Genomic DNA, 24,042 nt, shown 5'->3' with positions numbered 1-24,042 from the left:
AACTCCTAGAGGAGAGAAAAACTATTTAATCTAACAACTTACCTGCGGTGTCAATGTCTTCGTTGTAACCGAATAACTTTGTACTTTTGAGGCGATCCACATAAAGAACTCCAAATAAGTGGTCGCATTCGTGTTGTAATACAATCGCTCTATAGCCTTCAATAATTTCTTCATGTTCCACGAAATTTTCATCTCGCCATTTCATTCGAATTTTATCGGGTCTTTCTACAAACCCACGCATACCAGGAACGGAAAGACAACCTTCCCAGAACCCTTCTCCGGGCGGAGAAAGAGGGGTGATCTCTGGATTGAGAATGATTTGGTTGGGAACTTCTGGAGTACCTGGATACCGTCCATTGTCATCGTCCTGACCAACCACGACCAATTTTTTCATGATTCCAATTTGAGGGGCAGCAAGACCCACACCTTCAGCATGACGCATGGTTTCAAACATATCTCGAATCAGTTTTTTAAAATCCTTGGTTTGAATTTCGGATTCAGTTACGTCTTCGCTCGTTTGACGGAGTAAGGGATTGCCAATCTTGAGGATTTTTCTAACAGCCATAATCTATTATGGAATAGATTGAAAAAGGTCACTGATTGATCAAGTGAACTCCTTTCTAAATTAAAAAGAATTTGACAGGGGAGGGTTGAAACGCTCAAATCTCGGGAGGGATTTTGGAGACGAGGGGAATCGAACCCCCGACCTTTTGAATGCCATTCAAACGCTCTCCCAACTGAGCTACGTCCCCTTGCGCTAATCCAAGGTGGGTGACAGTGTTTGCTTGTCAACAGAATCCTAAAATGGCTAAGGAACCAGAGATGTTATGGGACAAGATACGGTAGAAGAACTGACTAAAAAACTGAAAATCCAATCAGATATCATTAAAGGCTATGAAAAGGTTCTTAGACTAAACGAACAAGAATTAGCAAATGCAGATGAGATCATTCGTATGTACGAACAAATCATCGATTATTCTCGCGTGGAACTGAGAGAAGCGAAAGAGACGGTTCAAGCAAGTTCAATGGTATCCAATCTCAGTCGAGATGAACTTATGTCTGCGTTTGATAAAATTAAGACCTTGGAAGATGCAAATCGAAAATTAAGAGAAGAATCATTAAAATTTAACAAAGATTAAACCATTGAAACCAAGTGTTCTGCCGCCAATCATCCGAAAAAATGAAGAAGGTGGATTTTACCTTTCTTCTTCTTCTGAATTGGATGATTTATACCATTTTATCCTAGGTCAGGCAAAACGACTTGTCTCTGCAAAATCCGCAGCATTCTATTTTCGAAATGAAAGAGGAAATTTAAGTCGTTTTGGTTTGATCCAGAACAAATCCTCTGCTGGCACGATTGCCAAACATGTTTTTAAGTCCCGTCAAAGTATACTCGTTAAAAAAGGTTCTCATTTAAAAGATTCCGATGGCCCGGTTGCAGAATCATATATAGCTTGTTATGTGGGAGATGAAATCGGAGATTTAGCTCTCGGAGTACTCGTTTTAGAAGGGATCAAACATTTCCAAAATTTTTCTGAACAGGATTTGGATCTAATCAATTATTTTAGTGCGAATCTGAATGCACTTTTTAAAGATACGGTTCTTTCGGAAGCAGAACCACAGTTTTTTAATTCACTAACCACTTCCATTTTATTGCTCATTGATAACGCAAACATTCATAACAATAACAACAGGCTTCAATACTTTTTAGAAGAAATCATTCGTGTAGCGGTTCTCATCAATACCAGTGTTGATTTAGAAAATGTTCTTGTGATGGTAATGGAATCGGCAAAATCCGTTTTCCGAACAGAAGCGAGTTCCTTGTTGTTGTTAGATGATAAAAAAGAATATTTGATTTTCCACACTGTTACAGGCGAAAAACGTGAAGAAGTCGCAAAAATCAAAGTTCCTGTAGGCCAAGGGATTGCGGGAACAGTGGCTGTTACCAAACAGCCCATGATCATCAACGATGCTCAGAATGACAACCGTGTCTTTCGGGATGTGGACAAAGCCTCCAATTTCATTACACGAAATATTCTAGCAAGTCCACTGATTGTGGGAGATGAAGTGATTGGTGTCATTGAAGCCATCAACACCATTGATCGGAACAATTTTAGTCAAGATGATATCGATACCTTTTTGTCTTTTTCTAGTGCCTGCGCGGTTGCCATTCAAAAAACGCGACTTCTTAAAAATCTAAATGATACAAACTTAGAACTGAAACAAAAACTAAGTACTTTGGAATCCATTTTTGATTTGGGACAAGCTGTACTTGAATCTCATGATGAACTGGGTTTAATGTCCAAAACTCTAAGTATTCTCACCAAAGAATTGTCATGCGAAGATGCCGGAATGGTCATCATTGAGGAAAAAAACAAAAATCGAATCCAGGTTTATGCAAGGCAATTAGGCATTGTTCGAGAATCATTTTTCCCTATGCCCGAAAGCCGACTTTTTTTAAGCCTAATGGAATCGGGAAATCCGCGGATGGCTACGGTCACCCCACAATTGGAAGAATCTTTTTTAGAATTAGAGTTTTATACCTTAAAGAAAAACTTTCTCATTTTACCGATTGCCCCTCGTGGAGGGAACTTACGTGCAGCACTCTATGTGAGTGGAAAACAATCGGCTCATTCCTTTAACGAAACAGATCTTCGAATGTTAAAAACTCTTTCTTCGCCACTTGCCAAGGCTTATGAAAACCTTCGTCTCAACCAAGAAATCATTACAAAGAAGTCGATTGAAAAAGAAATCGAAATTACAAGGAAAATCCAAAACAATATTTTACCTAACTCTCTGATCCAATCTCCTTTGTTTGATTTGGGTGTGATGTCCGTTGCCGCCAAAGAAGTGTCAGGTGACTTTTATGATTTCCATTCTTTTGGGGATGACCAGTTTTCTTTTTTAGTGGCCGATGTTTCTGGAAAAAGTTTGCCCGCTGCTATTTTTATGGCAATGTCTAGTTCCATCATCCGAACTCTTTCTCGGACCACGGACCTTTCTCCTTCGGAGCTTTTGTTTCGCGCCAACCAATTGATTTACGAAGATTCCCAATCGGGTATGTTTGTGACTTTGTTCCTTGTCAATTATCAAAGACGCACTCGAACTTTGAAATTTGCATCTGCGGGACACAATGATCAAATTTGGATTCGAAAAGATGGAAGTTTTGAACTCCTCAAAGGAAAAGGGGCACCTCTTGGTGTTGTTCCCCAAACCAATTACCATGGCGGGGAAATTCAAATTGAACCAGGGGACATTTTGGTCTTTTATACGGATGGTGCCATCGAAGAAAAGAACCCAGAAGAAGAGGAATATGGTCTCGATCGGTTCATTAACTTCATCATCGAAAGAAGGAATGAATCCTCTCAGAAAATCGTGGAGGAAGTATATGACGACATCCGCGAATTTTCTCGTTCTGAGGAACAGTATGATGACTTTACTGTGATGATCCTCAAATTTGCAGAAGTGACAAGTTTTGAGGTCTCTCGGATTTTCCCGGCGCAAGCAGACGAAATTCCTCATTTACGTGATTTTATTTCAGAACATTTAGAAGGCAAAATCACAAAACCCTTTGCCTTTGATGATATTCTTATATCTTTGGATGAGGCAGCGACCAATATAGTCATGCATAGTTACAAAGATACAGAACTAGACCAACCTAGTTTTGAATGTAGGCTCGAATTGATTGGAGACAACCTTAAGGTTGTTCTTATCGATGAGGGGAAACCCTTTGACAGAAAAAAAGTTCCTAAACCTTCCGTAGAAGCCAATGTTAAGGGCGAAAGGAAGGGTGGATTTGGCGTTTATCTTATGGAGACTCTAATGGACAAAGTGTCCTATGACTTCAACGGGAAACAAAACATTACCTATTTGGAGAAAACGATCGTATGAACGAAGACAAAATTGGAATCCATTCGGAAGCAATTGGAAACAAGTTGGTTGTATATGTCCAAGGCAATTTGGATGTTCACAATACACATAAAATTGAAAAGGATTTGATGGCGCTAGTTGGTGCCGCTGGGAAACCAGTCATTTTCAATTTGAGTGATGTTCCCTTTATCTCTTCTGCAGGACTTCGGTTGCTCGTCACAACACTACGCCTTTGCCAAGAGCAAAAAATAAGCATTTCTATCTGCGGTCTCCAACCTGCGGTAGAGAAAGTATTCGATATCATTGGAATGCAGCAGCTATTTACAATTTATCCTGATTTAGACTCTGCACTAAAGTAAAAATCACTTTTCTAAGTGATCCTAAACAAAACATTGGAAAAAAACTTATGGAAACCAAGCAGTATTCCCTAAACAACCCGTTTAAAGAAACTAAGGCTCCGGAAACTCAAACCGGAATTTATGATGATGCTCTCAAACTAGGAAAGGAACTCATAGAGAAGCCATTCCTGGGAGGCGGAGAAGATAGAATCCGCGTCCAACACTCCAAAAACCGTATGACGGTTTGGGAGAGGATCAAAGTCCTTACTGACGAAGAACCTAATATCACCTACCAAAACTGGGGCCCCAACTTAGATGGAGCTTCGATAGTTACTGGAATTTTAAATATCAAAGGTCGCGATGTTGCGGTTTATGGCCACGACTTCACACTTCGTGCTGGTTCCATGGATGCGACCAACGGTAGCAAACTAGCTCGTCTCATCCAAATGGCGGGAACACATGGGATCCCTCTGATCGGAATGAACGATTCTGCTGGAGCTTATGTTCCTGCGGGAGTGGGTGGACTTGACGGTTACTCAGAAGCATTTACAGCACTCCGTAAGATTAGCGGTGTGGTTCCTTCCGTCATGCTTATGTTTGGTTTTAATGCTGGTGGTGGAGCTTATCTTCCGCGCCAAGGATCTTTTATGATCCAATGTGATGGAACCTTCTTTGGTCTCACTGGCCCTGGGGTGGTAAAATCTGTTCTTGGTGAAGATGTTTCTGCTGAGGACTTAGGTGGGCCAAAAGTGCACGGCCAATCCGGAGTGGTAGACCTTGTCACAGGTGATGAATTAGGTTCGTTACGAACTGCCATTCGTCTTCTTTCTTACTTACCAGACAATAACCATAGTTTTGCGCCGTTTTATCCAACTTCGGATCCGGTCGACAGGTTCATTTACGAAGAAGATATTCTTTTTAGAAAAACTTTTAATTCCCCAACAGGAATGAACACTCCTTTTGATATCACTCTTTACTTACAACAAATCTGTGACCATGGTGAGTTCTTTGAATTACAACCACAAAGGGCAAGAAACATTGTAACGGCTTTTGGTAGAATTGGTGGCCATGTTGTGGGATTTCTTGCCAACAACTCTGCAGTTTCTTCCGGTCAGATTGACATCGGTGCTTCTCGTAAGGGAACTCGATTTGTAAGATTCTGTAACCTATACAATATCCCTATGGTATTTGTAGAAGATACAACAGGATTTTTACCAGGTCGTGACCAAGAACAAAATGGTATCGTTCTCGAAGGTAGAAAACTACTCGATTCCATTATCGATCTTAGAACTCCAAGACTCACTCTTATCATTCGTAACGCCTTTGGTGGTGCTTATGCAACATTTAACTCTTATTTTACGGGAGCTTCTATGGTGTTTGCACTTCCTACAGCAAGGATTGCGGTTATGGGTCCTGCAGGAAAAGAGTATGTTTACAAAGATGAAATCACAAGTATCCAAAAAGAATTTTTGGCAAACGTGAAAAAAGGAATGAGCGAAAAAGAAGCGGCTTCCGTTCGTGATGGTAAACTTTTCGAAATCGGACAACGATACGAAAAAGAACTCATGAATCCAAAAGAAGCACTTTCTCTTGGTTCTGTTTCCTCCATCATTCTACCAGGATACACAAGAAATGTATTATCCAAAAACTTGAGTTTCCTAATGTCCAAATACAAACCGGCGGAAATGTCCGGTCCTCAAAGGGAGTTTGAATAATTCCATGTTAGATAAGAATTTAAAACGCATTCAATTCCAAGAGTCCGAGTCCGCATGGATTCGTTCCTTCAGTGTGGAATCGATCAAATGTCTCATCGTTTGCCGTGGTCCCGTTCGTAAAGAAACCATGGATGTTTTTGATGCGATTGGTGTGAAGGAATATGGAATTTTACTTTCTGAAAAAGATTCCATTGTTTATCCAAAAGCACTTGCTCCAGAACTTCGTAACTTCCGATTCCCGGAAAATATCCACCGCGTTCCTGATTATATGGGTGCGGGTAAAGAAGAGAAAGAACAAAGAATCCACCAAATCATTGGAATCACCAAAGACAATGGATACACTCATATCTTTGCTGGGTACGGATTTATGGCAGAAGATGCTGAGTTTATTGAAGCCATCGAAAAAGCAGGGATCACCTTTATGGGACCGAGTTCTCATGTTGCGAAAGGTGCCGGAGCTAAAGATGAGGCTAAAAAACTTGCAAGAAGTTTGAATGTTTCGGTAACTCCTGGGGTCGACAATATCACTGCCCTTGCTTTACTTCGTAAAACCGGAAATTCTAAAGATGGACTCCTAAAAGTTGCCAAAGAAAATAACTTAACCTTTTCTTTTAATGATTCCAAAGCATTGGAAGACAATGCGGAAGATTTACTCCAACTTTCTTATGAAAAAACCATAGACATCACTTCCATCTCAGACTTACAAAAAGAGTCTGCTATTCTTTGTGAAGATATTTGGAAAAAATATCCAGGCAAACGAATCCGATTCAAGTATATCGGTGGTGGTGGTGGAAAGGGCCAACGTGTCATTAATGAAAAATCAGAAATTGATGCAGCCGTGATGGAAATCCTTGCGGAATCCAAAGTCACTGCCGTTGGTTCCAACAGAAACTTCCTTATAGAGCTTAACATCGAAAACACACGCCACAACGAGATCCAGCTGATTGGTAACGGTGAGTGGTCTTTGTCCCTTGGGGGTCGTGATTGTTCCTTACAAATGCACGAACAAAAACTTTTGGAAATTTCTCAAACAGTTGAGTTATTACAAAAAGAAGCTGATGCCGTTCGTTCTTCCAATTCAAAAAAAGCAGCCATCTTAGATAAAGATGTTCAGACTTTAAAAGATATGGAACACCAAGCGGAAGTGTTCGGAAAAGCCATTCGTTTGAATTCTGTTTCTACTTTTGAATGTATCGTTGAAGGAAATAGTTTCTTCTTTATGGAAGTAAACACAAGGATTCAGGTGGAACATCGTGTGACGGAGATGGTGTACAAAATGAAGTTCACCAACCCGAACGATCCAAATGATATTTTCTATATTGACTCTCTTGTGGAAGCGATGGCAGTCCTTTCTATCCATGGAACAAGAGTTCCGAAACCAGAAAGAATTTTAAGAAATGTTTCTGGGGCGGAAGTTCGGATCAATGCAACGAACCGTGCACTCCAACCACATGCGGGTGGGATCATTCAAAACTGGTCGAATGCACTTCCTGAAGAGATTCGGGATGACCAAGGGATTTGTACTCGTAACCCCGATACAGGTGCCTTTGTTCATTACAATTTAGCAGGTGCTTATGATTCTAACGTAGCTCTGATTGTTTCTTATGGAACTAGCCGAACAGAAAACTTAGAAATTTTAGGAAACATTCTTCGCAAAACAGAGCTTAGAGGGCAAAACCTCGAAACCAACTTACTTGTTCACTATGGACTCATCCAGTGGATTTTAGGTAAGGATGCGATGTTCAAACCTTCTACTGCGTTTATGATTTCCTATTTAGCGGGAATCGGTGCTTTACAATCCATCATCAACGATTTGGATTTAGAGTATCTGTGGTCTGAAAAAACAAAAATTGCCGATGCCGATCTCAAAAAAGTTCTTAATAAAAAGATGACTCTCGTCATTCGTCCTTTAGAGAGACTTCTTGCGAATCCGCATCTTCTTGGTGGATTTTTAGGATACTTTGATGGAAAACTTTGGACCCGCACGGGAAACAATGTGGCGTTTAACGAAAACCCAATCCAATTTTTGGATTCGTTGTATTACTATTTGAACTTAGATACAACGGAAGCCAAAGCAAGTTCTGAAAAGATTTGGGATCATGATGCCAACCTTCTATTGGAAGCCAAAGCATTCTATTCCGAATTGTCTACACGAACTGGTCTTAGTTCTTGGAAAGAGTTATCCGAGGCCCTAACGAAAGGTAAAAATCCTTCTAAGTCACTTTCTGATGAACTTTGGACTGCCTCGATCGCAAGTCATAATGGATTCCAAGCAGGTCTTGAAACCCTTTTACTCTTACCAAAAATCGGTATCAAATCCAACTTCTTTGGTTTGGATGTGAATGCTGATTTGGATGGGGTTGTGCCAGACGAGTACAAAAACAAAGACACAAGAGATGCGTTTATCAAAACATTAAACCCACCTCCAAAAATGTCTGGGGATGAAATTGTGGCTCCTATGGGTGGAATGTTCTACTCAAAAGAAGCTCCAAACCTTCCTTTACTCATCAATGAAGGGGATCATTTCCAAGCAGGACAACCACTCTTTATCATCGAAGTTATGAAGATGTTTAACAAAATCCTTGCTCCAGTGAGTGGAACCATTGTTAAAAATCTAATGGTGGATTCTGATGGAAAGATTGTGACAAAAGCGCAGCCAATCTTCAAAATCAAACCAGATGAAATTCTAAAGGAAGAATCTCCGGAAGAAATTCGAACTAGAAAGGTAAAAGTAACAAAGGAATTGGGTCTCGGTTAATCAACCGTAACCCATAATTGTTTTGTAAATTTCAGAGAGAGGAAGGATGTGATCAACTCCTCCTCTCTTGATTGCCTCACGAGGCATTCCAAACACAACAGAAGACTCTTCATTTTGTGCTATGGTTTCCGCCCCAGCTTCTTTCATTTCATGTAATCCTGATGCACCGTCATCACCCATACCTGTCATAATGATTCCTTTTGCATTTTTACCGGCCTGTCTTGCAACAGATCGGAAAAGGACATCTACCGAAGGTCTATGGCGATTCACGAGCGGGCCGTCCATCACCTCTACAAAATACTGTGCCCCTGAACGCCGAACCGTCATATGGCGGTTCCCTGGTGCGATGAGGGCCTGACCACGTACAATGCGATCGCCGTCTTTTGCTTCTCTGACACTGATATCACAAATGGAATTCAAACGATTGGCAAAGGCTTCGGTGAATTTTTCCGGCATATGTTGGACTATCACAATGCCTGGAGTTTTGTCTGCGGGGAGTTTGGTAAGAACTTCTTCTAATGCAATGGTCCCACCGGTGGATGTTCCAATGGCAACAATTTTCTCAGTAGCCTGCAGTTGAGAGATATCTTGTTTTTTTTCTGTTTTGATAGAAAATTGTTTTTTGTCAGATAACGATGGTAATGCTCTTAATGAAACTGATGCAGCTGCAGTGACAGCATCAGTCAGTTCAATAGTAGATTCATGTAAAAAATCTTTTAGTCCAATCTTTGGTTTGGTAATGACTTCACAAGCACCAAGGCTCATGGCAAGAAGGGCAGTATCGGAACCTTCCGTAGTTAGGGTGGAACAAATCACAACGGGAGTAGGTCTTTCTGTCATTATTTTTTTAAGGAAGGACAACCCATCCATTCTTGGCATTTCAATGTCTAAAACAATAACATCTGGCCAATCGTTATTCATTTTATCCAAAGCAAATATGGGATCGGATGCACTACCTAAATATTCAAAACTAGAATCAGTTTTGAATATTTCAGCTAATACTTGTCTAACGACAGCGGAGTCATCGATTACAAAAACTTTGATTTTTTTCATAGTGTTATTTTTTTTCTACCCACACTTCACCGTCCCAAACGGTAAAATAAACTTTTCGTGATAAGTTCCCGCCAGTATCTTCTGAAATGATTTTGATTTCATTTTCTTCTAGAATTTTTTTGGCAAAGTTAGCATTCCTTGTTCCAATTAAGGAACTTGAATGGTCTTTCAAAATTTCTCTTTCTTCATTAAGGAACATATTAGATCCGCCGAAAATTTTTGCATAATATTCTTTGGGTTCAGATTTATGTTTTTTGATTTCAGACAAAAAATACGTAAATGCATCCATTCCATATTTATGTGTTTTGGCGGAATGGATGTCAGCTGGTGTTGGTAGAAGGTAATGACACATTCCCCCAATTTGCCGATTGGGGTGCCATAAAATTATGGAAACACAAGACCCAAGTAAGGTTCTCACTCGGAAGTCTGAACCTCCGAAAAAAATTTCTCCTGGATTTAAATAACGATCAATAACTTCCTTTGGTGATTCCATTACAGAACATTGGACGAAGTTTCTTGTATTGCTTGTAACTCTGAAAGTTCCAAAATTTGGTTTACTTTAAGGATTATTACAAATTTATTTTCTAACTTTCCTAACCCTTGGATGAAATCGAGACGAATTTTTGAGCCGAAACTAGGAGGTTCTTCAATGGAATTTGGGGTAATGTCGACTACTTCATTGACCGCATCCACAAGGAGACCCACATCAATGATTTCATTTTCCATTTTTACCTCCGTGATGATGATACAGGTTTTACGGTTGGTTTCTGTTTTCTTTTTGTAGAACCTTGCGTTTAGATCAATCACCGGAACCACATTCCCTCTAAGATTGATCACACCAGGAATATAATCGGGCATCATTGGGACATGAGTCACTGACTCGAATTCAATGATTTCTTTGATGTATAGAATTCCCAGACCAAAAAGTTCGTCCGAAATTTGAAAAGTTAAGTATTGGAGTTCCTGCATATGGATATCCTACTTTAGTACTTTTGGAACTTACTAGATTCATCGGATGAATCAGACTTTCTAACATTGGATACTGGCTGACGGGAGGTTTTCGATTTCGTCAGTTTTGAATCGTAAGCTGCTGGAAATGTTCCTTGTTTTCCTAATTTAAAGAAACTAATTGAGGAAAGTAATTTTTCGGCTTGGGCTTGTAGTTCTTCTGCAATGGCAGCAAGTTCTTCAGAGGCAGAGGCCGATTGTTGTGAGACTTGGTCCAGTTGACCCATTGCTTTATTCACTTCGTTTACACCAGAAGATTGTTCTTGGCTTGCTGCCGTGATTTCTTGGACAAGGTCTGCTGTTTTGTTAATGGCAGGAACAATCTCTTCAATGAGTTTTCCAGCTGATTCAGCAATTTGTACCGAACTTCCTGCCAAACTTCCAATTTCATTTGCAGATTTTTGGGAACGTTCCGCAAGTTTTCTGACTTCAGAGGCAACCACTGCAAATCCTTTTCCATGTTCACCGGCTCTTGCTGCTTCAATGGCAGCGTTTAATGCGAGTAAGTTGGTTTGGTATGCGATATCTTCAATGATGGAAATTTTATCTGCAATTTCTTTCATTGCCGATACTGTATTTTTTACAGCCTCTCCACCTTGTTTTGCATCTTTTGCTGACTTGGTGGCGATGGTATCAGTTTGTTTTGCATTTTCTGCATTTTGGTCGATGGAAGCACCCATCTCTTCCAAGGAAGCGGAAGTTTCTTCCACAGAAGCCGCTTGTTCACTGGCACCTTGAGAAAGTGTACTGGCAGTCGATGCAACTTCGTCAGCTGCGTTGACCAGTGCGTCCGTATTTGTCCTGACATCATTGATGATTTCTACTAACTTTTTGGAAGTATTGTTAAAAGAATCTCTAAGTTTTGCAAAACCTCCATCATAATCACTCGTAATGAGTTGGGTGAGGTCTCCGTTTTCTAAAGCAGCAAGTCCAATGACTAGGTCATCAACAATACGCGCTGTTTCGAGTGTGATTTTCTTTTGTTCTGTAATGTCTGTTGCGTATTTGATGACTTTAAATGGTTTTCCGTTGGCATCAATGATCGGAGTATACGTTGCTTGCAACCAGACTTCTTTTCCATTTTTACCAATACGTTTGTACTCGGCTGCTTGGAATTCTCCACGACCGAGGGCCGCCCAAAATTGGCGGTAAGATTCGGAATTGGCTTCTTGGGTATCTACAAAGATTCTATGGTGTTGGCCTTTGACTTCTTCTAGTGGATAACCAATGACTTTGAGAAAGTTTTCATTGGCTGTCAAAATGGTTCCATCCATATTGAATTCAATCGTAGCCTGTGATCTGTTAATGGCTCTAGAATTGGCATTGGCTTCTGTAACATCAGCCCATTCGACAACACTTCCTAACCTTTCTCCGGTTGCTGTTATGATCGGATTTGCAATTAAGTTAAATTCACGACTTCCAATGGTAATGCTAGTTTTGTGTTCTGCTGTGAATGTTCCAAGCAAACGGCGTTGGTGGCTCGGATCTTTATGGTATCCATCAATATTACTTCCCATTAAATCTTTGAGTGAAAAATTGCGGAGCTGTGTTTTGATTTCGTTTTCTGACTTGGCAAACATGGAATGAATGGCTTTGTTCATATACACCACGTTTAAATCTAAATCGGCAATCATCACATTTGTAGATACGCTGTCCAAAGCTGTTTTGATTTGGATTGCATCTTTCATTGGTTTTTCAATTTGTTTTAACAAAGTAAAAAGTAGATAAGCCGTGATGATCAGGAAAAGTCCACCCGAGAAATAAATGGGGAGGAGGTTTCCTGTTTCAGAGTTGGATCTTTCTGCAATATCTAAAATGCTATCCTTGGTAAGTTGTGCACTCAGTTTAAAAATAGAACTGGAGTAAACTTTCCATAAGGAAGGTAAAGAGGATTTTAGAAGGTCTTTTTTGGTTTGGTCTTCTGGATCAGTGATAAAGTTTTTTACGGAACTAATGTATCCTTCTTTCTCTGAATGGAAGTTCGCAAGAATGGTAGATTCTTCCTTGGAAGCTGGGGATGAGGAAATTTGTTCCCAGGAAGAAGATAATTTTTCCAAATCATATTTTACCTTGGCTACCAAGGTTTTATCTACGTCTGGTGCTCCGAGGAGGGCCAAAAGATCTGCTTGGATCGATTGGCTCAAGTTCCAAGCAGATTCCAGTTTTCCCATTTTTTGTAAATGAGCATTGGTTGTTTCTTCTGTAGGGAAAGAACCCGAGAATGTTCTCCAGGAATATACGGATGTCCAAATCGCAAATAGTATTCCTGTAAGGAAAAAAACGATTAGTTTCGTGTTTATCTTATTATTTTTCATATCATCCTCATTATTGATTTAATCTTTCATTTTCTAACGTAATCGTTCTTTCAAAAAGAGAAGGGATGTCTATGATTAAAGCCACATTCCCATTTCCTAAAATACTAGACCCACTAACACCTTTTACATGACGAAAAACAGATCCCATTGGTTTGATGACTGTTTGGTATTCTCCCAGTAGTCTTTCGACAACAATTCCTGCTTTTTTTTCGCCGTTCCGAACAATCACAATGTTTTCCCGCAAATTTTGATCATTAGATTCTGATGGATAATAATCCCTTAAACGGAGGTAAGGAATCAAACTGCCGCGAAGGGCAAAAAATTGGTTTGCGTCGGCTCTGTTTTCATCCGTAAAATGCAAACATTCGAGAACCATATCCATCGGTATGATGAATTGGTTATTCCCAACTTCTACCAAAAATCCATCGATGATTGCTAAGGTTAAAGGTAATCTGAGAATAAATCGGCTGCCTTGGTTCGGAGTTGATTTTACAGTAATGTTCCCACGTAAGGATTCGATGTTTTGTAAAACTACGTCAAGGCCTACACCACGACCAGAAACATTGGTGATTTGTGAAGCAGTGGAAAGTCCAGGGTGAAAAAGAAGTTGGAATACTTCTTCCTCCGAATCAGGCATAGATCCAGAAACCAAACCTTTATCGATCCCCTTTTGCCAGACCTTTTCTTTTTGGATTCCATTCCCATCGTCAGTGATTTCGATCACAACACTTCCGGCTTCATGGAAGGCATTCAGTTTGATTGTTCCTTGTTTTGGTTTTCCCTTTTTTTCTCGTTCTTCCGGTGTTTCCAATCCGTGGTCACAAGCATTTCTGACCAAATGAGTGAGAGGGTCACCTAACTTATCAACAATATTGCGATCCAGTTCTGTTTCGTTCCCTTCTGTGATGAGCCGAATGTCTTTACCAAGTTCTTTGCCTAAATCTCTGACAGTTCTCGTATACTTTTGGAAACTATCACCAATCGGAACCATTCGGAGTTTGAGAGAAATTTCTCTCACTTCGTTAAGAAGTCTCATTGCGAGTATGGACGATTCTTGTAAGTTAGAATCTTCCATATTACCAATGAGTTGGTTCATGTTGGCGCAAGACACCACCAGTTCTCCCACTCGATTGATGAGATTATCAATTCGTTTGGAATCTACTTTTATGGTTAATGATTTATTTTGATCTTTGGTTTGATTGGTTAAATTATTGGAACCAGGTGAAACATCTTGTGGTTCTAAACTGGGAACCGGAATTTCTGATTTAGAGATAGGAGTGGAAATTCCAGTTTTACGAATTTTTAATTCTTCAAAATAATGAATTAAACTGACGTCTGTTAGAACTTCGATCTCTTTCCAAAGATTGCCAAGGAATATTTCTTCTTCCGGAAGTTGGCCTGATAAATCGGCGAGATCTTCAATTCCCGCTCCTGGAGGTAAAATATGCAAAAATGAATCGTTTTCAATAAAATTGAATACTTTGCGTACGGTGTCCAAATCTGAATTAGAAACTAAATGGATTTCGAATCCCAAATAACATAATTCAGGATCATATTCTTCTAAATTTGAGCTGAGTTCGGATATAGTTTTTAAAGAACGAATGGTTCCTATTTTTTTTAAATATCCAATGAAGGATATAGGGTCTAATCCTTGTGAAAATACATTTCGATTTGGTCGAAATGAAATGAGATAAGCTGGAATTTCATAATCATTATTTGTTTTTTTGGGGGACTTTGTTTCTGAGAGAGTAGGGGACTTGTCGCTTTGATTTGTTTTTTCCTCTATGGTTCCCTTGAGGTATGGTTCCATTTTTTCCAAAATCGAATTTCCAAAATCAATTTTGGATTCTGGAATTTTTCCTTTGGTTTCTTCTAAAACCAAATAGGACAAATGGTCTTTTGCATGTAGTAAAATTTCTGTGAGTTCTTCTTGGAAGGGAATGTCGTGTGAACGTAATCGGTCCAAAAGATTTTCCACAACATGAGCGAACTTCACTGTGGAATCAAAACCAAACATTCCGGCAGTTCCTTTGATCGTGTGGACTGCACGAAAAATAGCGTTTAAATCATCATCCGAAGGTGTCGATACCTCCGTACGTAGCAATATAGTCTCCGTATCACGAAGAAACTCTTCGGATTCAACTAAATAGGCATCTATAACCTCTGTTAAATCCATTATCCGGCTTTCCTCGTGCCGTATTTAAATTCTACTTCATTGGAGTGTTCTTTTTTTACCTTAACACGATCTCCAAAAAAGCTAACAAGGCCTAGTAAATCTAATACTTTGAGTACCGCTAGTGAATGGTTTTTGAGTTGGATGGCGTAGTGTTTGTTTTGACTTAATTCTTTTAGATAAATTAAAAATTGGATACCAGCTGAATCAATACGTTCGATCCCACTCAAATCTAATTGAATGACTTTCCCTTTTGAGTTGGTCCAAATTTCCGATAGATTTTTCCATTCTTGGACGAAGGATACTGTCAAATATCCCTGCCAAGTAATTTCAAAACCTAAATTGGATTCTCTAAGAGTTTGTACTGGTTCCATGGTTAAGGTAATAGTTTAGAAATAGTATCTAACAGTTCTTCTGGTGAGAAGGGTTTTGTAAGCCAAGCTTTTGCTCCCGCATCCATCCCTTGTTGTTTTTTTTCCGGTTGGGATTCTGTGGTTAACATGATGATTGGGGTGAATTTGTATTTAGGATTTTCTTTTACTTTTTTAACAAAGCTAATACCATCCATATTTGGCATATTCATGTCCGAAACAATCAAATCTACTTCATTGGTTTCTAGTTGTTTTAAACCTTCGATACCATCGCCAGCTTCAATTAAATCAAAGTCAGCATTTTTTAAATGGACAGAGATGATTTTGCGAAATACCGCAGAGTCATCAATAATGAGAATTTTTCTATTCATGGTTTGTTTCCTTTTCGTTTTGAATTGGTAAAAATATTTCAGCAATGATACAATCTGCTTTTACTTCAGTTGTATGATCTATAGCGTTCCGTATAAAAAACATTCCGTTGTGCCTATGTAAGATAAAATCAACCATAGTTAAGCCAAGCCCTAAACTAAATTTTTCTTTAGTGTAAAAACTCTCTACCGGTGGGTGGATTCTATAAAATGGTTCGATTAGTCTTTTTTCTGAATTAGACAACTGTTTTGCATATTCGTCTTCAATAATGTTGTTTTTTGCAGATAAACAAAAATATCCATCCACAAATGTTACAAACACATCAAAATGAGATTTTCTTTTGGAATATTTTAATCCATTTGTGATAATCTCATGAAGAGCTAGTTTCATCGAATCAATATCAAAATCTAAATAAACTGATTGTTTGAATACGGGTAAATTTACCTTTATTTCTCTTTCTTCGATTTCGTTTCGAAATGATTCAACAAGGGAAGGAAGAATTCCAAGTAACTCTTCACTTTTCCTTCGTACTAGGTTTGTGTTATTTTGAATGATATCAACTGCATGATCGAGTCCTGACATCATTGCCATATTATGTTCATGGTTTTCGTATAATAAATCCCAAAACTCTTTACTAATGACGTAATCTTTACCTTGGTCGACTTTTATTTGTTGGATGGAGTCTATGATGGTGGACATCGCACCAAGACCTGATCCTTGCATTAAAGTTGTTTTAAGATTTAAAATGGCATAAAGTTCAGAATTCACTTCATTTGTTTTTCTGTGAGATTCTTTGTAGTTCAGCCATTCCAATTGGCTTTTTAATTCTTTTGATTCTTCATCAACAAGAAGGGATTCCATTCTCTTTAGATAGACGTATTCTAATGCTTTTTCCAAACGATCGCAAACAATTTCTACATGAAGTGGTTTTAAAAGATAATCATAGACACCAAGTTTCATGATCTCGATGATTTCTTCCGTTTGGTCAATGGCAGTCTGAACGATAAAAACAGCAGATGGTTCCAAATTTTTTCTTTCTTGGATAAAAGTTTTTCCATCCATCACTGGCATCATCAAATCCACCAAATAAAGGCTATATGATCGACTGGATGCCATCTCGAGCGCAACTTTTCCGTCTTCTGCAATCTCGGTTTCCATTCCGATCCGTTTGCAAATTGCCTCCAAAAGGACTTGGTTTTCCTTTTTGTCCTCAATGATTAGGATTGGTTCCTTGGGCCTTCTCAAAAAATCCTTTGATTGAGATTTTGATAGATTGTTTGAATTTAAGTTCGATTCCACCATATAGATTATCGGAAATCGTAAAGGAAAATTCTACAGGGTTCAATTCCTTTATTTTATAAATTCAGGTAACTTGAGCTGAAAATTTGATCCTTGGCCTAGCCGAGAGTTCAGTTCAATGTATCCCCCCAGTCGAACAGCAAGACCCTGAGAAATGGACAATCCAAGGCCCGTTCCCTCGATGTTCCCATCGTCGTTTAACCGAGTGAAGGTATGAAAAACTCGTTTTTGATCCTCTTCCGAGATTCCTGGGCCGAAATCACGAACAGAAATGTTCAGTAAGTCCTGATTCCAATGACAATCAAGCTCGATATAGGGCTGGTTTGCGTATTTGATCGCATTGGAAAGAAGATTGAGGAGAATTTGTTGGATTTTTCCAGAATCTGAGGTGATCGATTTTGATTCTACAGGTGGTTTGAATCGAATGTCCATCCGTTTGGCGTTAGCTTGTGGTTGGATTAATTCTAGTGTTTGGCGACATAGATCTTCCGGCTTAAACGTTGTTAACTGAATTTTGATTTGCCCAGACTCAATTTTCATCAAACCCAAAATTTCATTGATCATACTGAGGAGCCTTGTCCCACCTGTATAAATATAATTTAGATATTCCTTTCCCGTTTTATCTGAGTCAGGAATTTGGATCAGTTTTGAAAATCCAATGATCGAGTTTAAAGGGGTTCTGAGTTCGTGGCTCATATGAGCTAAAAATTCTGTTTTGGCGCGGTAGGCACGTTCCAGCTCTTCTTTTGTTTTTGTGAGATCTAAAGTTCGTTCCAAAACTAATGATTCTAAAGTGGATTTGTAGCGATTAATCTCCGTTAAATCTAGGTCTCTTTGGACAAAAAGTCCCATCCAACGACTTACCGTTTGGTAGATCAAAAGATTCTCTTGTTTGATGGGAGAATTTTGTTTGTATTTTAGAAAACCCATAACACCTAAAAATTGATTTTCAAAAAGTACAGGAATAAGGAGGAGGGTTTCTGCTTTTGTTTTTTCAAAGAACCATTTTTCTCGAGGCAAAGCCCGTTCTTTCGTTAAATGAATCGTTTTTTCTTTTTTTAGTTTATGAACCCAACGACTGAGTCCTAAATCATACCAATCCGAATTTTGGCATTCTTCCGGTAGTAGTGGGTATTTGGTAGATTTTCTTTCATTTACCCAAACATGAAATTTATTTTGTGAATCAACAGGTTCATACTTGAGATAAAAAATAGAATCCATTTCTGTGAAGTATAACAGCTGGTAAAGTGCATGTGGTAATCCTTCTCTTATGGATGGTTGTTGGATTAGAATTTGAATAGAGGAAGCAACACCAATTTCAAATCGTAATCTCCATGCAATTTCTTCTTCTTGTTTTTGTTTGGTGGTGATATCTTTGATACAAAACTTTGTATATTCTCTGTTTTTATTTTCCTCAGGTACATTAAAATTTCCAAAATAGGATTCTAAAATGGTTCCATCCGTTTTGTAAATGAGTTCCCTGGAAAAATCAGCGTTATCTATTTTCTTAGAGAGAAAACTATTTAAGTCGAACCCAAATTGTAAGGTTTCAAAAAGTTTATTACGCAAAATAAACTCAAACTTTTTTGTGGTTTTGTCAATAGAGAGAATGCTTGATCCTGACTCATCTCCGTCGAGAGATGCTTTTAGCAATGACCAGGCATCTAAAGGCATTTCAGTATTGTTTGAGCAAATCTTTTGGTAGTCTAAAACTCATGGTGTCTTCTCGGCTTTCGGGGAATAAAGATACCTTGGCATCAGGAAAATGTTTTAATATCTCTCCCACAATTTCATCTACAAGGATTTGTGGACTGGAAGCACCAGCGGTAATTCCTAAAGTTTTGATTTTTGAATTTTTGATATGATCAGGATTTACGTCTTCTTTTTTTGAAATTTGAAAACTATCAGGTCTTGTTTTTTTAGCAAGTTGGCAAAGTCGTACGGAGTTAGAAGAATTTTCCGCTCCAATGACAAGTATGGCATCAACAGATTCCAACATTGATTGGACAGCTTCCTGTCTCTCGGTAGTCGCATAACAGATATCATCTTTTTGCGGGTGTTCTACATAGGGAAAAACTTCTTCAATTTTTTTAATTATATTTTTAGTATCCGCTACAGAGAGTGTGGTTTGCATCAGATAGGTAAGTGGTTTCCCTTCTACAATTTTAGATTTTAGATTTTCTACATCTTCAGGAGATTCCACTAAGAACATCTCCGCCTCTCCCATCGTTCCAATGGCTTCGTCGTGGCCTCTGTGTCCAATATAAATGATTTGGTGAGTGTCTTTGATATTGCGGGCTTTTTTATGTACCCTTGTGACAAGGGGGCAGGTAGCATCGCCAATTTTCATTTTTCTTTCGGTTGCTTCTTTTACCACTTCGGGAGAAACGCCATGAGCAGAAAAAACAACAGTGGCTCCATCTGGGACTTCCGAAAGTTCGCTAATGAATTGGATTCCTTTTTTTTTCATTTCTTCCACAACTCGTTGGTTATGGACGATTTCTTTTCGAACATAGAGAGGTTTTTCTGGATTTTCCTGGAATGCTGTTTCCACGTAGGATATGGCATATTTCACTCCGGCACAAAATCCTCGGGGGTTCGCTAGGTAAATTGTCTCTAACACGTAAAAAGCCTGCCTTTTTCTGAAATCCAGTTCCATTGATTTACTAGGACATATTTTAGAAAAGGGGAAGTTCTGTTTTTATTCAAATTTTATTTCATTTTCCCTATTATCCTCCCTACCGGAATGACCGATCCTTATCTTGAAAAGGCCAAGGATGGCCTCTTCGAAAATTCATCAATTTTTCGGGCTTCTGGTGAAAACCTGAAGTGGCGAAGGAACGGATTCAAGGAGGAACCCGGATGATTATCAACCACAACGTAAGTGCGATCTTTGCACACAGAACTTTGAAGTCTAACGACGCGAACCTGAGCAAAGATATCGAAAAGTTGTCTTCTGGTATGCGTATTAACAAAGCCGGAGATGACGCATCTGGACTTGCAGTGTCTGAGAAAATGAGAACTCAGATTGCTGGTCTTCGACGTGCAGAACAGAATACTGAAGATGGTATGTCCCTCATTCAAACGGCGGAAGGATATCTTCAAGAAACACACGAAATCGTTCAACGTGTTCGTGTACTCGCAGTGCAAGCTGCGAACGGTATCTACTCGGAAGAAGATAGACAACAGATCCAAGTCGAGGTTTCACAGCTAGTGGACGAGATCGATCGTATTGCTTCTCAAGCGGAATTCAACAAAATGAAACTGCTTACAGGAGCTTTTGCTCGTCTCAACCCAACTGCTAGTATGTGGTTCCATATTGGAGCTAACATGCACCAAAGAGAGCGTGTGTACATTGAAACAATGAACACTGCGGCATTGGGATTAAGAAACCCTACGGTTCTTACTTTCATCTCTCTTTCGACTGCAGGTAAAGCAAACTCCGTGATCGGACTTTGTGATGATGCCCTAAGAGTGATCTCTAAACAAAGAGCTGACCTTGGTGCTTATTACAACCGTATGGAGCATGCTGCGAAAGGACTTATGAATGCTTATGAAAACACACAAGCTTCTGAGTCTCGTATCCGTGATACTGACATGGCTGAACAAATGACCAGCTTCACGAGATACCAAATCTTAACTCAGGCTGCAACATCAATGCTTGCGCAAGCAAACATGAAGTCTCAGTCCGTGATGAGATTGCTCCAGTAATAGGATAAGAGAAACCAAAGGTAGGGCAGGGTGGTTGGGGCCCCGCCTCTGGTTTCTCGATTTTCTTAAGATTCTTTTTTTTAATTTTAATATCTCTCCCTTTCCAAAACCTTCACTAATATATAAATTTTATCTTTTTTAATCCCTTGCATTGTACATTTCAAAAAAAGTTCCTTCCACTCAGTGGTTGTTAGGTTCTCAGATAAAATTCATTTCTAATTAGATTTATTAATAATTCAATGATCCTAGTTTTCCAGTTTGAACCAATTTCATGTAGTTTTTTTATATTTTTTATTTAAATTCATTCTCTAAAAAAACGGAATAGGTATTTTAGAATATATGGGTGAGTCCTCCTTGATGAAATTAGATATTGAAACAGCATACAATGTGATCCATTCGATAGTATTTAAAACTCCATTGCAATTTCATGCCAAATTGTCTGAAAGTTTTGGTGCAAAAATTTTTATCAAACGAGAGGACCTGCAATTGGTTCGATCCTATAAAATTAGAGGAGCATACAACCTAATCCAAAGTTTAACCTTAGAGGAAAGAGAACGAGGTGTCGTTTGTGCAAGTGCTGGTAACCATGCACAAGGTGTCGCCTATTCCTGCAAAATTTTAAATTTGCGTGGTGTGATTTATATGCCAGCGATCACTCCAAAACAAAAAATCAACCAAGTAAAGATGTTTGGCGGAAATTCAATCGAAATTGTACTTGTTGGTGATACATTTGATGAATGCCAATCCTTTGCCTTAGAGTATGCCAAAACTTATCATAAAGTTTTTATCCCACCTTTTGATCATATCAAAATTATGGAAGGCCAAGGAACTGTTGCCAAAGAAATTTTAGACGAAGAGTCCGATATCGATTATGTGTTTGTTCCCATTGGTGGAGGTGGGCTTTGCGCTGGACTTGGCAGTTATTTTAAGGAAAAATCCCCCAACACAAAAATCATTGGTGTCGAACCATTTGGGGCCCCCTCAATGACCGAGTCTCTCAAACAAGGAAAAACCGTTACGCTAGAAAAAATTGATAAATTTGTAGATGGAGCTGCGGTAAAAAAAATAGGGGATCTTACTTTCCCTATTTGTAAAGAAGTTCTTTCTGATATGTTGCTCGTAAAAGAAGGGAAGGTTTGTTCCACCCTTTTGAAATTATATAATGAAGATGCCATTGTTGCGGAACCGGCAGGAGCATTGAGTATTTCTGCATTAGATCAGTATGCCGATCGAATTCGTGGGAAAAAGGTAGTCTGTATCCTTAGTGGTGGAAATAACGATATCGATCGGATGCAAGAAATCAAAGAAAGATCTTTGTTGTATGAAGGATTAAAACATTATTTTATCGTAAGGTTTGCTCAGAGACCTGGTGCTTTAAAACAATTTGTAAATGAGATACTTGGACCAAACGATGATATCGTTCGATTTGAATTCATCCAAAAAAATAATAAGGAATCTGGTCCTGCCTTGATTGGTATTGAGTTAAAATCGAAGGATGATTTTCAATCATTGTTAGAACGAATGGATGCGTTTCATTTGAATTTCACGTTGGTCAACCAAGATGAAAATTTATTTGAATATTTAATTTAGATATATAAATCAAATAATATCTGTTAGTTGTTGTTTATGGATAACAAATTCTTTTCTAAATTTCGTTTTAGTGATTTTTGTATGACCTAATTATTTTTCCAAAATAGTTAGGAAATCCCTAAAGGATTTTTGAAACATTTCGATATCTATAATGATTGAATGATCGTCGTACAGCTAAAAGCCCGGAGTGATTGCCGGGCTTTTGTATAAATATGAACTTTTAGCTAATAAAACTTAGCCTTTTTTGATTTGCCTTTTCTTTTGCGCGAGATGTGTTAAACAGGCGTCATTGGGTGGCGGGTGGATAACCCCACCCAGTTCGATCTGGGCGGGGATAATATACCTACCGAGTCCACCAGAACCTATTGTTTCCCCTAAAAACTATAATTTATTTCCAAAAAACTTTTATTGAATTTGCCTCACTCCGATTTAATTTAGGATGAATAGGATCAGTTTTTGAAAGTCCGAAATGCATTACTTCTCATACATCCTTTTGTCTTTCTATTCATCTTTTTTTTAAACCTTGCTTGTAAGCTAGAATGGAATAATCCTGGAGATCCCACCACGCAAGCGTTTTGGGAAACTCGAGTCACCGAAGAATGGATTGTGGCCCACCCACGTCCATTTACGATTCGCGGAATGGTCACAGGTCTTAACAATTCACCGGTCGTGATTCTTTCTCCATCTGATGGAAGTTACACATCCGTTTCTGCAAATGGCAGTTTCGAATTATCTGTTTTCGCCTCTCCGAAATACATCCAACTTGATTTTTCAACACAACCTACAGATGTTCACTGTATGCTCTGGGACTTGGGAACCTGGACTGGAGACGGATTTATCAATACCAAAATTACTTGTCCGTTTGTTCGGACGGTTGTGAGCGGAAAAACTCTTCTTTGGGATCGGTGCACATACGGATCCTCATGGAATCCTGATGGAACAAGTATTGGAGTCGGAAAGGGCGATTGTTCCTTGGGAACGGCACAAACTTTAAACTTTTGTACATCAGCCGAGGGATATAATTCATCCTCAAATCCCAATGCTTGTAATGGCGGTGTCAATACACAGCATGTCAATATAGGACCGGTCTTTCAGTCTTGTTCTTCTCGTAATCTTGCTAGTGCTTACTTACGAAAGAACTGGCGCCTTCCTCTTTATACAGAAATGTTTTCGGTAATTCGTTGTAGTGCTACCAATACAGCAGAGATCACAGGTGAGGATGGATGTGCTACCGTTGGTGATTATACAAAATATTCTGGTGCGACAGCTGACCCTGTTTTATTTCCCAATGCTCAAGTTTTTAGATACTGGAGTTCTCAAACATTCCCGGCATTGGGTGATGAACAGGCCTATACAGTAAATTTTAACCTAGGGAACCAGTCTTATGAATTTAAAGATGCAACTGGCTATGTACGCTGCGTTTCCGATTTGTAATACTCGTTCGAAATTTTTGATCTTAAATGAGTCTCTTC

At 39.0% G+C, this 24,042-nt stretch carries 19 protein-coding genes and 1 tRNA gene; 8 read left to right on the top strand and 12 right to left on the bottom strand.

The features are described from left to right. Window positions 1–25: 25 nt before the first annotated feature. Window positions 26–565 (bottom strand): peptide deformylase, encoded by a 540-nt coding sequence (def, locus tag EHQ70_RS03810; protein ID WP_135583651.1) that lies wholly within the window; start codon window positions 563–565, stop codon window positions 26–28. A 114-nt stretch (window positions 566–679) separates the two neighbouring features. Then, window positions 680–752: transfer RNA gene (locus EHQ70_RS03805), tRNA-Ala, on the bottom strand. 75 nt (window positions 753–827) lie between these two features. Between EHQ70_RS03805 and EHQ70_RS03800 the strand changes: the two genes are divergently transcribed. From EHQ70_RS03800 to EHQ70_RS03780, 5 genes are read left to right on the top strand one after another with little or no spacing between them, the layout of a single operon-like run. Further along, on the top strand, window positions 828–1,139 hold the full coding sequence (locus tag EHQ70_RS03800; protein ID WP_135583649.1) for a hypothetical protein: 312 nt from the start codon (window positions 828–830) through the stop codon (window positions 1,137–1,139). A gap of 4 nt (window positions 1,140–1,143) precedes the next feature. Continuing rightward, on the top strand, window positions 1,144–3,891 hold the full coding sequence (locus tag EHQ70_RS03795; RefSeq protein WP_135583647.1) for a SpoIIE family protein phosphatase: 2,748 nt from the start codon (window positions 1,144–1,146) through the stop codon (window positions 3,889–3,891). After that, window positions 3,888–4,229, top strand: a complete 342-nt coding sequence (locus EHQ70_RS03790; protein ID WP_135583645.1) for an STAS domain-containing protein — start codon at window positions 3,888–3,890, stop codon at window positions 4,227–4,229. The genes EHQ70_RS03795 and EHQ70_RS03790 overlap by 4 nt, the downstream gene beginning before the upstream one ends. Before the next feature lie 47 nt (window positions 4,230–4,276). Then, window positions 4,277–5,923, top strand: a complete 1,647-nt coding sequence (locus EHQ70_RS03785) for an acyl-CoA carboxylase subunit beta (protein ID WP_135583643.1) — start codon at window positions 4,277–4,279, stop codon at window positions 5,921–5,923. 4 nt (window positions 5,924–5,927) lie between these two features. Then, window positions 5,928–8,681 carry an ATP-binding protein gene (locus EHQ70_RS03780; protein ID WP_135583641.1) on the top strand — a complete coding sequence of 918 codons (2,754 nt, stop codon included), beginning with the start codon at window positions 5,928–5,930 and terminating at the stop codon, window positions 8,679–8,681. Here EHQ70_RS03780 and EHQ70_RS03775 read toward each other — a convergent pair whose 3' ends face one another. The 10 genes from EHQ70_RS03775 to ispH are packed head-to-tail and all read right to left on the bottom strand — an operon-like array spanning window position 8,682 to window position 19,892. Next, window positions 8,682–9,734 carry a protein-glutamate methylesterase/protein-glutamine glutaminase gene (locus EHQ70_RS03775; protein ID WP_135583639.1) on the bottom strand — a complete coding sequence of 351 codons (1,053 nt, stop codon included), beginning with the start codon at window positions 9,732–9,734 and terminating at the stop codon, window positions 8,682–8,684. Window positions 9,735–9,738: 4 nt separating this feature from the next. Then, a complete protein-coding gene (locus EHQ70_RS03770) occupies window positions 9,739–10,227 on the bottom strand; it encodes a chemotaxis protein CheD (RefSeq protein ID WP_135583637.1) in 489 nt (162 codons plus the stop codon). Then, entirely contained in the window at window positions 10,227–10,703 is a 477-nt protein-coding gene (locus tag EHQ70_RS03765; protein WP_135583635.1) for a chemotaxis protein CheW, read from the bottom strand. Before EHQ70_RS03765 ends, EHQ70_RS03770 begins: the two co-directional genes overlap by 1 nt. Before the next feature lie 14 nt (window positions 10,704–10,717). Further along, entirely contained in the window at window positions 10,718–13,057 is a 2,340-nt protein-coding gene (locus EHQ70_RS03760) for a methyl-accepting chemotaxis protein (protein ID WP_135583633.1), read from the bottom strand. A gap of 10 nt (window positions 13,058–13,067) precedes the next feature. Beyond that, window positions 13,068–15,233 (bottom strand): chemotaxis protein CheA, encoded by a 2,166-nt coding sequence (locus EHQ70_RS03755; protein ID WP_135583631.1) that lies wholly within the window; start codon window positions 15,231–15,233, stop codon window positions 13,068–13,070. Further along, window positions 15,233–15,604, bottom strand: coding sequence for an STAS domain-containing protein (locus tag EHQ70_RS03750; protein WP_135583629.1), 372 nt, complete (start codon window positions 15,602–15,604; stop codon window positions 15,233–15,235). Before EHQ70_RS03750 ends, EHQ70_RS03755 begins: the two co-directional genes overlap by 1 nt. 2 nt (window positions 15,605–15,606) lie before the next feature. Next, window positions 15,607–15,972 (bottom strand): response regulator, encoded by a 366-nt coding sequence (locus tag EHQ70_RS03745; protein ID WP_135583628.1) that lies wholly within the window; start codon window positions 15,970–15,972, stop codon window positions 15,607–15,609. Next, window positions 15,965–17,272 carry an ATP-binding response regulator gene (locus tag EHQ70_RS03740; RefSeq protein WP_135583626.1) on the bottom strand — a complete coding sequence of 436 codons (1,308 nt, stop codon included), beginning with the start codon at window positions 17,270–17,272 and terminating at the stop codon, window positions 15,965–15,967. Before EHQ70_RS03740 ends, EHQ70_RS03745 begins: the two co-directional genes overlap by 8 nt. 48 nt (window positions 17,273–17,320) lie before the next feature. Beyond that, the gene (locus tag EHQ70_RS03735) at window positions 17,321–18,943 is read right to left on the bottom strand and encodes a sensor histidine kinase (RefSeq protein ID WP_135583623.1); all 1,623 of its coding nucleotides are present in this window, start codon (window positions 18,941–18,943) and stop codon (window positions 17,321–17,323) included. 1 nt (window position 18,944) lies between these two features. After that, entirely contained in the window at window positions 18,945–19,892 is a 948-nt protein-coding gene (gene ispH / locus EHQ70_RS03730) for a 4-hydroxy-3-methylbut-2-enyl diphosphate reductase (protein ID WP_135583621.1), read from the bottom strand. Window positions 19,893–20,131: 239 nt separating this feature from the next. Between ispH and EHQ70_RS03725 the strand changes: the two genes are divergently transcribed. From EHQ70_RS03725 to EHQ70_RS03715, 3 genes are all read left to right on the top strand, one after another. Then, the gene (locus tag EHQ70_RS03725) at window positions 20,132–20,980 is read left to right on the top strand and encodes a flagellin N-terminal helical domain-containing protein (RefSeq protein ID WP_002974229.1); all 849 of its coding nucleotides are present in this window, start codon (window positions 20,132–20,134) and stop codon (window positions 20,978–20,980) included. Between the two features lie 357 nt (window positions 20,981–21,337). After that, window positions 21,338–22,570: a threonine ammonia-lyase gene (ilvA, locus tag EHQ70_RS03720; RefSeq protein ID WP_135583619.1), complete on the top strand. Its 1,233-nt coding sequence runs from the start codon at window positions 21,338–21,340 to the stop codon at window positions 22,568–22,570. A gap of 456 nt (window positions 22,571–23,026) precedes the next feature. Continuing rightward, window positions 23,027–24,004: an Lcl C-terminal domain-containing protein gene (locus tag EHQ70_RS03715; RefSeq protein WP_244288212.1), complete on the top strand. Its 978-nt coding sequence runs from the start codon at window positions 23,027–23,029 to the stop codon at window positions 24,002–24,004. Window positions 24,005–24,042: the final 38 nt, after the last annotated feature.

It is taken from the genome of Leptospira congkakensis, from assembly GCF_004770265.1.
In the GTDB taxonomy this organism is placed as follows: Bacteria; Spirochaetota; Leptospiria; order Leptospirales; family Leptospiraceae; genus Leptospira_A; species Leptospira_A congkakensis.
Note: the sequence above shows the minus strand (reverse complement) of the source record. Positions and strands in the feature narration are given on the sequence as shown.